This is a genomic window from Acetobacter lambici, from assembly GCF_011516885.1.
Taxonomy (GTDB): domain Bacteria; phylum Pseudomonadota; class Alphaproteobacteria; order Acetobacterales; family Acetobacteraceae; genus Acetobacter; species Acetobacter lambici.
On sequence record NZ_WOTD01000067.1, the window covers coordinates 1 to 7376 of the forward strand.

Below are 7376 nucleotides of genomic sequence, written 5' to 3' on the forward strand. Positions count from 1 at the left end.
TGGACCGAACGGGGGACGGCGTTCTTTCAGACAGGCGGGAAAAAGGGCAACCGGAAAGGAACCGGAAACGATCAGAGCGGAGCTTCTGGCGCTTGAAAGACGGATCAGGAAACAGGAGGCTCTGATCCATCGCCATCAGGCACGAAAGGCACGCACCGACATGCGCGACTGGGCGAAGGCGCGACGGGAACGCACCCATCACCTGATCGAACTGGGTGGACTGGTCCAGAAGGCGGGACTGGTTGATCTGACCGATGATGACCGCGCCACCCTGCTCGGGGCCTTCCTAGACATTGCGGGGCAGCTTCGAGAAGGCAGGAATACCACTTCAGGCGACCTGAAAACACGCTGGAGGCGCGCGGGGCTTCATGCCTTCGACAGGGACCGGGAACATGACAGGACAACAGGCAGACGTGACCATGACTGACCACGAGACACGATCATCCAAAACGGACAGACTGTAATCTCGGCCACAGAACAATTTGACGGCCTGGAAACTGACCATCACAGACACTTCAAGAGGATACCTAATGGCTCCGGAATACCCATTCTCCAGAATGGTTTTCTGATAAGATCAATCGCCATCAATGGATGTGGAATCTGAATGCCCGGTTTGTTTCACAGGCAGCAAAGCGTATGACCGATACGGACGCTCTAGTCTTGCTCAATGAGGCGGTCAATCTGGAAATAGCGGAAACGGCTGCCAACCTTCTTCGGGAAGGTGTGCCAGAAAAAATTGTCGCTGATTTCGTTATGGCTTACAGTCAGACACAACGAGCAGAATTGCTGGATAATGTCTGTGATTACGCATGGCGGATTTCTGCCCCTGTCGCTGCCACGAAACACGAGGCGATGAAGACATGACCATGACGGACCTTTCCGACGAACGGGCTGCCAAAAGGGATGCAATCCGCAAGGCACGCAACAGCACGAAACCCACTGTCCCGGCCGATCAGGTTCTTGCTCTTCTGGACGCCGATCTGGCCCGGATTCAGGCGGCCATTGACACCCTCCCTACGCCTCGCCCCACGGATTGATGAGGGTGTTGGTGTCGTGAACGATCCCCCCCGAAATCCACGTCCCTGATGGCCTCGTGGAACGCGGGAACGATCCCTCATTCCCGCGCTGAAGATTACCAGTAATATTCGTGGGGTCGCCGGGTGCCGGTATACGGAAAGACCGCCTCGACAGGATCGAGGTCGCCCTTGATGATCAGGCGGGCAACATGCCTGTCATGATGACGGCCAGGACGGATATCGTGCAGATGACTGTACCAGTTGGGAGATTCAGAGGCTTCACGTGAGCCTCCATAGCCACAGCGATCCGGCTGGTTGGCCCAGCGATGATTGCGACCGTATTTTCGGATGTGATGATAGGTGCGAGACATGGGAGCTTCCCCTCCATGACGCGCGGAGTGATTTCCGAGCGTACCTACATCGCCCGATCTCCTCTGTTCTGGTCGGAATATACTTTACCGCGTCTGTGCGACATCGGTCTCCAGCAGGGACGCCGGCAGGCGCATGTTGAGGGCAGCCGCCTTGGGTTCGATCTCAAAGCGCATGGGCTTGAAACCGGACAGGTCATACCGGGTCAGATCGACGGTCGCGACGAAATCCTCGGCCGCTTCGTCACTGTGCAGCGAGGGCATGGACCTATTTTTGTAGCTCATACTGGTCGATCTCCTTCAGACTGCTTCGATCGGGCCTGGATAAGCCTTTACCAGCGGATCATGGGTCAGCAGAAGCAATCCTTCCACCGTGGCCTGTGCCACAAGGATCCGATCAAAGGGATCCCGATGCACATCTGGCAGTTGTCCGACTGCCAAGGCGTGCTGGCTGGTGATCGGTAACTCCTCATAACCGTTTTCGATCAGACCGCGTCGCAGCAGATGAGGATCGACCTGGAAGTCTGCCCGTCCCAGCCCGGTCTTAATGGTGATCTCCCAGAGACTGGCCGCACTGAAGACCAGATCATTGCCCGGATCTTCCATCAGGGTTCTCGCCCGTGCTGACAGCTTATCTGGCTCTCCGGCTGCCCAGAGCAGCAGATGGGTATCCAGAAGAAGCCTCATGCCGGACCGTCGAACAGAGACACAATATCGTCCTGTCCCATGCGATCAAAATCTTCGGGCACCCGGATTTTTCCAGCAAGAAACCCCAGACGCCGTTGCTGTAACTCTTCAGGAGCCGTAATCGGGCTGACCCGCACCATCGGCCGGCCGGCTTTGGCAATGATGAAGCTTTCCCCTTTCATGGCCGCGTCAATCAGCCGGGACAGATGGGTCTTGGCTTCGTGGATGTTGACCGTGCGCATGGCGAAAGCCTCCTGAGTTTACTCAAAAAAAACGACTTAGTCATATTAGTCTGGTCCATCAAGACAAATGTCGCCAGAACCACCTCAGGAAACGAAAAAAGCACACTCATCGCGTTCCTCGTTTACCGTCATACCCTTTCGGATGCGACATTGGCGGTCAGGAATGCCGCATAGCCCAGTTCGTCCATCTGACCTGCTGCCAGCGCGAGAACCGCATTTGCTGCATCTTCCTGGGCTGCCGTGAAACGATAGCCGTTCAGTTCCAAAAACAGCACACCGAGCACAAAGCCCGTACGCTTGTTCCCATCGATGAAAGGATGGTTTTTGACGATACCCGCCGTATAGACGGCCGCCAGATGCACTGGATCCAGCGGATCCGCATAAGCCGCATGCTGCTGTGGCCGGGCAAGCGCGGATTTCAGAAGACCGGCATCCCGTACGCCGGAAGCGCCGCCATGTACCCCCAACAGCCGGTCATGCAGGATCAGGGTATCCCGTTCGTCTATCCAGACGAACGCTGTCATTGGGCCAGCACATGCAGCGTATCACGGTAACGCCGCATAATATCCTCAGCCTTTGTCATTTTGGTTTCGAAGTCAGGATCATAGGGCACGAGCCGATATCCGCCGTCTGGTGCTTCGATCAGATACAGGGGCGCGCCGTCCTGGGTGTTCAGCCGTGAGATCACTTCCCTAGGCAGCACCACCCCAAGTGAGTTTCCGAATTTTCGCACTTTCAGCTCGACCATAGTGAATCCCACCCCAAAGTTATTACTAATGTAATAACTTTTTGCGGTTTCAGCAACCATCATGCATTTTTCTGACGTGCTCAGGCGAATAGGCAATGGCCAGCCTATCAAGCCCCGCAGGGCACTATGGATGGCCGCACAGGCCACAACACCCGTTACAGACACCCAAACAGCCACCACATCTGATAACGCCTGTACGGCCATCCTATGGCGTCTAGCGGGCATGTTGCGACACGTGAGCTGCTGAATGATCGCCTGAACTCCGATGTGTCTTGAGCAGTTTATGGTTTTGCCCGGTTCTTCTGATGTTGCAGGCGTTGGGTGAGCGCTGAACGGGAGAGCCCCGTAGGGCGTCGAAGGCGCCAATGTGGATGAGAAAGGTGCTCTGGTGGAGAGACGATGCGTTTCCGCATCGTCAGATCATGATTTTGTGCCGTAGGCGTGTCCGTTCAGTGCAGGCCCAAAGGGCCGAGCAGGGGGATACCGGGGGGGAGATCGCGCTATGCGCGATTGGGGCGGCCGTAGGCCGCGAGCCGGCGGGGGCGGAGTCCCCAAGAGGCGGTGCTTGGGTTTAATTTGGCTGAAAATTACAGAGAATGAAAAGTTATCCACAGGCTTGGAGTGTTTAAGTAGGTGTTTAAATGGTGTTACGGATTTTTATAGTTCAAATAACATACTGAATAATAACGGTTTTATCGAGAGATTCTATCGTCCTGTGAATCCACTATGACGATAAACTGAATCCACTATGACGATAAACTGAATCTAATATGACGATAGCAAGTATGCGTAATTGAAATGACGATAAGCTCAGCCTGAATCTAAAATGACGATAATTGGCTTGCGTATGTGAAGTGACGATAGTAGCTATCTGTAATTGAAATGACGATAGAATCTTCTCCTTCCTTGTTCGACATTGCGCCTTCTCTGGCTGTGGAAGGTGATGATCGCACGCCCCTCCTTCCAGTCCGCCATCCAAATCAGGATCTATTCATTTGTGACGTGCTCGATGCCATTCCCAAAGATGATATGGCGTCAATGGAACATCCAGTTTTTTCGCTCTCGACCAAGCCAGACAACCGGATGCGACGCTATGAACACAATGGAAATATCATAGAGGTCATCCCGTCTGGCAAAGGGCTGGCAACGATCCATGACAAGGATATCCTAATCTACTGCATCTCTCAGCTCGTTGCGAAAATGAATCACGGCGAACAACCAGGCCGAACACTCCGCCTTCAAGCCTATGACATGCTGGTCGCTACCAATCGTCAAACCAGCGGAGCAGGCTATAGGCTACTGACCGACGCGTTGACACGCTTGCGCGGAACAACCGTGCGAACCAACATTCAAACAGGCGGCATTGAAGAAACTCGAATTTTCGGTTTGATCGAAGAAGCTAGAATCACCCGTAAGACGTTTGACGGCCGAATGCTTGATCTTGAAATCACTCTGTCAGATTGGGTCTATCGTTCAGTCATCAGCAAGAATGTCCTCACACTTCACCGAGACTATTTCCGACTTCGTAAACCGTTCGAACGACGCATGTACGAACTAGCCCGCAAACACTGCGGTATGAAAGATGAATGGAAGATCGGATTAGAGTTGCTGCAAAAAAAATGTGGCTCAAATAGCCCGCTTCGCGTCTTTCGATCCTTGGTTAAGAAAGTTTGTGCGCATGACACCAGTCATGCTCATTTTCCTGACTATGCCATCACAATGGCCGATGACATCATTCTATTTCGCAACCGTTTGAGCCTTAAAACAAAGATCGATGTTATCGCCCCTATGAGGGATGCTCCCTACATCGACCCCGAAACCATGCATGACGCTAAAACCGTTGCGCCAGGATATGACATCTATGCTCTCCATGACGAATGGGTTTCATGGTGGCACGACATGGGAAAACCAGAGCTTAAAAGCCCTGCCGGAGCCTTTATTGGCTTTTGTAAAAAACGGCACGAACGCAACCCAATACGCTGATTCCGGCATACGCCAGCAAGTGTGCATGCTTACATGCAAACATGACCGCACGTAAACATGCCTACTTGCCCACAGGACTTTCTCCCATCTTGCGTAGCCAGTCGTTAAACGCGTCGGCCATCGCATCCTGTAAACTCATCCCATGCTTTCTGGCGGTCATGTGCATAGCAAATGACATTTCCGGACTAAAATAGCCGGTCATGGCTTTCTTGCCCTGACGGCTCGGCGCAACCTGCTTGCTGGCTGTACCAACAATATTGGTAGCAGCAACCTTGCTTTCTGATGCAACTGCAACCGGCGATATTACGGAATCACGATCCCGCAACGACAGTAGAGACCCTTTCCGGCTCATGCACTAGCTCTCCGCTTCCTTGATGATTGCATGTTTACATGCTTGCATGTCCACTTGTAAAGCAGCCTTACCTCATCAGACGCCTTGCCTTTAGGCTCTACTTCCATTGCAGTTTTCCCTTCCGCCGCAGCATGACGGAAAACTGCACGATCAGCGATAATATGTGGACATGCGTTCAGTCCGTAACTTTGTACGAGTTGTGTGGCCTCCTCATACATACGTGGAGCAGTCGGACTTCCCGCTGTAAAAACGACGAAGGCTGGTTTGCCACGCATTTTTATAAGGCTGGCAGTCGTTTTGATTGCTGCCAGATCGAACGCACTCGGCCGACATGGAATTAATACCAAATCGGCGACTTCAACGGCAGCACTAGCCGCACTATCAGCGTGAGGCGGAGTATCAATCACGATGAACTCAGCACCCTGACTCATTGCCTGTCCGATCTTAGCCGCGAGACGAGGCGGAGCACTGTCAATTACAACCGGCGGAGCATCCTTACGCCATGCGGCCCATTGGCTCGCCGTCGCCTGTGGGTCCACATCAATCACCAATGCTGTATGGCCAGCATCCTCAGCCGCAGCAGCCAGATGCAAGGCCAGAGTGGTTTTTCCCGCCCCACCCTTCTGGCTGATAATCGCTATTGTTGGCATGTGAACGTCCTTACATGACCTCATGTTTGCATGTGGTCATACGTGAAAATCTGCTCTATCTACAAGAGAGAATGACAGAAAATCACTCCCACATTTTCCGTGCGATATCCTGCTCCTCGGCGCCGACGGCATCGGCGTAGATGGCGGTGGTGGAGAGCTGGGCGTGACCGAGCCATTTCTGCACCATGTTGAGGGGGATGCCGCTGGAGACGGCGGCGACGCCGAAGGCATGGCGCAGGCCCTTGGGGGACGCGGCCGGGCCGGACAGGCCGGCGGCGGCCATGACCGCATGCACCGCCCGCCAACCGGTCATGCGGGACCAGGGCCACAGCCGGGCGGCTGCTCCACGGCCCCGCCGGCGCTGGGCCTCGCGGATGCCATGCACCAGGTCCAGGGCCTCGAGCAGGGAGGGGGGCACCGGCACGGCGCGATAGATCCCGTCCTGGCGTTTCTTGAGCGTGGCGAACACCAGTACGCCGCCGGCGAGGTCCACCCGGTCCGCCGTCAGGGCGAGGGCCTCGGACAGGCGGCAGCCCGACCAGGCCAGGGTCATGCACAGCGTGCGGGCCTCGCGCGGCGCCTGCTCGGCCGCGCGCAGGAACCGCGCCCGCTCGGCGACCGTGAGGTATTTGCGGCTCCCGTCGCGGTCGAACAGCTGCATTCCGCCGGGGGCGCCTGCCGGGGTCGCCCGCTGTCCCGGTTTTCGGGGGCCGCTCATCCGGCCGCCCTGTCGCGGTAGCCCCGCCGGCGCTTGGCCCGGAGCTGGCGGGCGAGAGCGTCGAGCGCCTGCCCGGCATCATGATGCAGTTCGCAGACCTGCCGGCCGGCCGTCCCGATCCGCCCCCACTGCCGCACCAAGGCGGTACCGCCAAACAGGTCGGGCTGCAGCGACAGATGGTAGAACCGCCAGCAGTTGGCGGCTGGGTCCACGCGCACCAGCGTCGCCGTTTCGGGAAACAGCGACAGCTGGCAAGGCGGCCGGACAGGGGCCTTCGGGGCAGATCTGGGCATGATGTCGTGAAAAGTGTAACACATGTCACCCGCCCAGGACAGGAAAACCGCCGCTGATACGGGACAGGCCGGCCGGTTTCAGGCCCGGCCTGTTACACTATTACCCATAGTGTAACAGGTAGCCCGTACACCTGGAGGGTTCTAAAAACCCCCTGGTTTTGAGGTCTTCTGTATGATTCTATTTCTTCTGCGTTGATTGAGAGCCTGATGTTGATTTTCACTGAGAACTGACCCGGGTAGGGCGGAAATTTTCATCGAGATTTGACCCATGCCTTCACACTCCCCGGCATCATTTTCTGGGGGGTTTTTGGAGTGATTG

At 55.6% G+C, this 7376-nt stretch carries 14 protein-coding genes and 1 pseudogene; 5 read left to right on the plus strand and 10 right to left on the minus strand.

Annotated features, from left to right (window positions below; genetic code table 11):
- The 4 genes and pseudogenes from GOB86_RS16210 to GOB86_RS14095 all read left to right on the plus strand — a co-directional run.
- A pseudogene (locus GOB86_RS16210) lies at positions 1–96 on the plus strand (conjugal transfer protein TraD); the annotation flags it as partial.
- 64 nt (positions 97–160) lie between these two features.
- Positions 161–427: a conjugal transfer protein TraD gene (locus GOB86_RS14085; protein WP_062499475.1), complete on the plus strand. Its 267-nt coding sequence runs from the start codon at positions 161–163 to the stop codon at positions 425–427.
- A gap of 209 nt (positions 428–636) precedes the next feature.
- Positions 637–864: a hypothetical protein gene (locus GOB86_RS14090; protein WP_238706716.1), complete on the plus strand. Its 228-nt coding sequence runs from the start codon at positions 637–639 to the stop codon at positions 862–864.
- A 2-nt stretch (positions 865–866) separates the two neighbouring features.
- Positions 867–1037: a hypothetical protein gene (locus GOB86_RS14095; protein WP_162531351.1), complete on the plus strand. Its 171-nt coding sequence runs from the start codon at positions 867–869 to the stop codon at positions 1035–1037.
- 95 nt (positions 1038–1132) lie between these two features.
- Here GOB86_RS14095 and GOB86_RS14100 read toward each other — a convergent pair whose 3' ends face one another.
- The 6 genes from GOB86_RS14100 to GOB86_RS16215 form a co-directional block, all read right to left on the minus strand.
- Positions 1133–1387 (minus strand): hypothetical protein, encoded by a 255-nt coding sequence (locus GOB86_RS14100; protein ID WP_062499499.1) that lies wholly within the window; start codon positions 1385–1387, stop codon positions 1133–1135.
- Between the two features lie 84 nt (positions 1388–1471).
- Positions 1472–1648 carry a CopG family antitoxin gene (locus tag GOB86_RS14105; RefSeq protein ID WP_018308598.1) on the minus strand — a complete coding sequence of 59 codons (177 nt, stop codon included), beginning with the start codon at positions 1646–1648 and terminating at the stop codon, positions 1472–1474.
- Between the two features lie 36 nt (positions 1649–1684).
- Positions 1685–2071: a type II toxin-antitoxin system VapC family toxin gene (locus tag GOB86_RS14110; protein WP_012813382.1), complete on the minus strand. Its 387-nt coding sequence runs from the start codon at positions 2069–2071 to the stop codon at positions 1685–1687.
- Positions 2068–2313, minus strand: a complete 246-nt coding sequence (locus GOB86_RS14115; protein WP_006560453.1) for a type II toxin-antitoxin system Phd/YefM family antitoxin — start codon at positions 2311–2313, stop codon at positions 2068–2070. The genes GOB86_RS14110 and GOB86_RS14115 overlap by 4 nt, the downstream gene beginning before the upstream one ends.
- Positions 2314–2441: 128 nt before the next feature.
- On the minus strand, positions 2442–2837 hold the full coding sequence (locus GOB86_RS14120) for a type II toxin-antitoxin system death-on-curing family toxin (RefSeq protein ID WP_010665988.1): 396 nt from the start codon (positions 2835–2837) through the stop codon (positions 2442–2444).
- On the minus strand, positions 2834–3265 hold the full coding sequence (locus GOB86_RS16215; RefSeq protein WP_242012699.1) for an AbrB/MazE/SpoVT family DNA-binding domain-containing protein: 432 nt from the start codon (positions 3263–3265) through the stop codon (positions 2834–2836). Before GOB86_RS16215 ends, GOB86_RS14120 begins: the two co-directional genes overlap by 4 nt.
- A gap of 678 nt (positions 3266–3943) precedes the next feature.
- Between GOB86_RS16215 and GOB86_RS14130 the strand changes: the two genes are divergently transcribed.
- Positions 3944–5044 (plus strand): replication initiator protein A, encoded by a 1101-nt coding sequence (locus GOB86_RS14130; RefSeq protein ID WP_165993235.1) that lies wholly within the window; start codon positions 3944–3946, stop codon positions 5042–5044.
- 61 nt (positions 5045–5105) lie between these two features.
- Here GOB86_RS14130 and GOB86_RS14135 read toward each other — a convergent pair whose 3' ends face one another.
- The 4 genes from GOB86_RS14135 to GOB86_RS14150 all read right to left on the minus strand — a co-directional run bounded on the left by GOB86_RS14135 (position 5106) and on the right by GOB86_RS14150 (position 7081).
- Positions 5106–5396 (minus strand): ribbon-helix-helix domain-containing protein, encoded by a 291-nt coding sequence (locus GOB86_RS14135; protein WP_110560826.1) that lies wholly within the window; start codon positions 5394–5396, stop codon positions 5106–5108.
- Positions 5393–6046 (minus strand): ParA family partition ATPase, encoded by a 654-nt coding sequence (gene parA, locus GOB86_RS14140; RefSeq protein ID WP_082086140.1) that lies wholly within the window; start codon positions 6044–6046, stop codon positions 5393–5395. Before parA ends, GOB86_RS14135 begins: the two co-directional genes overlap by 4 nt.
- An 82-nt stretch (positions 6047–6128) precedes the next feature.
- The gene (locus tag GOB86_RS14145) at positions 6129–6764 is read right to left on the minus strand and encodes a tyrosine-type recombinase/integrase (protein ID WP_165993237.1); all 636 of its coding nucleotides are present in this window, start codon (positions 6762–6764) and stop codon (positions 6129–6131) included.
- Positions 6761–7081: a WGR domain-containing protein gene (locus GOB86_RS14150; RefSeq protein ID WP_194301208.1), complete on the minus strand. Its 321-nt coding sequence runs from the start codon at positions 7079–7081 to the stop codon at positions 6761–6763. The genes GOB86_RS14145 and GOB86_RS14150 overlap by 4 nt, the downstream gene beginning before the upstream one ends.
- Positions 7082–7376: the final 295 nt, after the last annotated feature.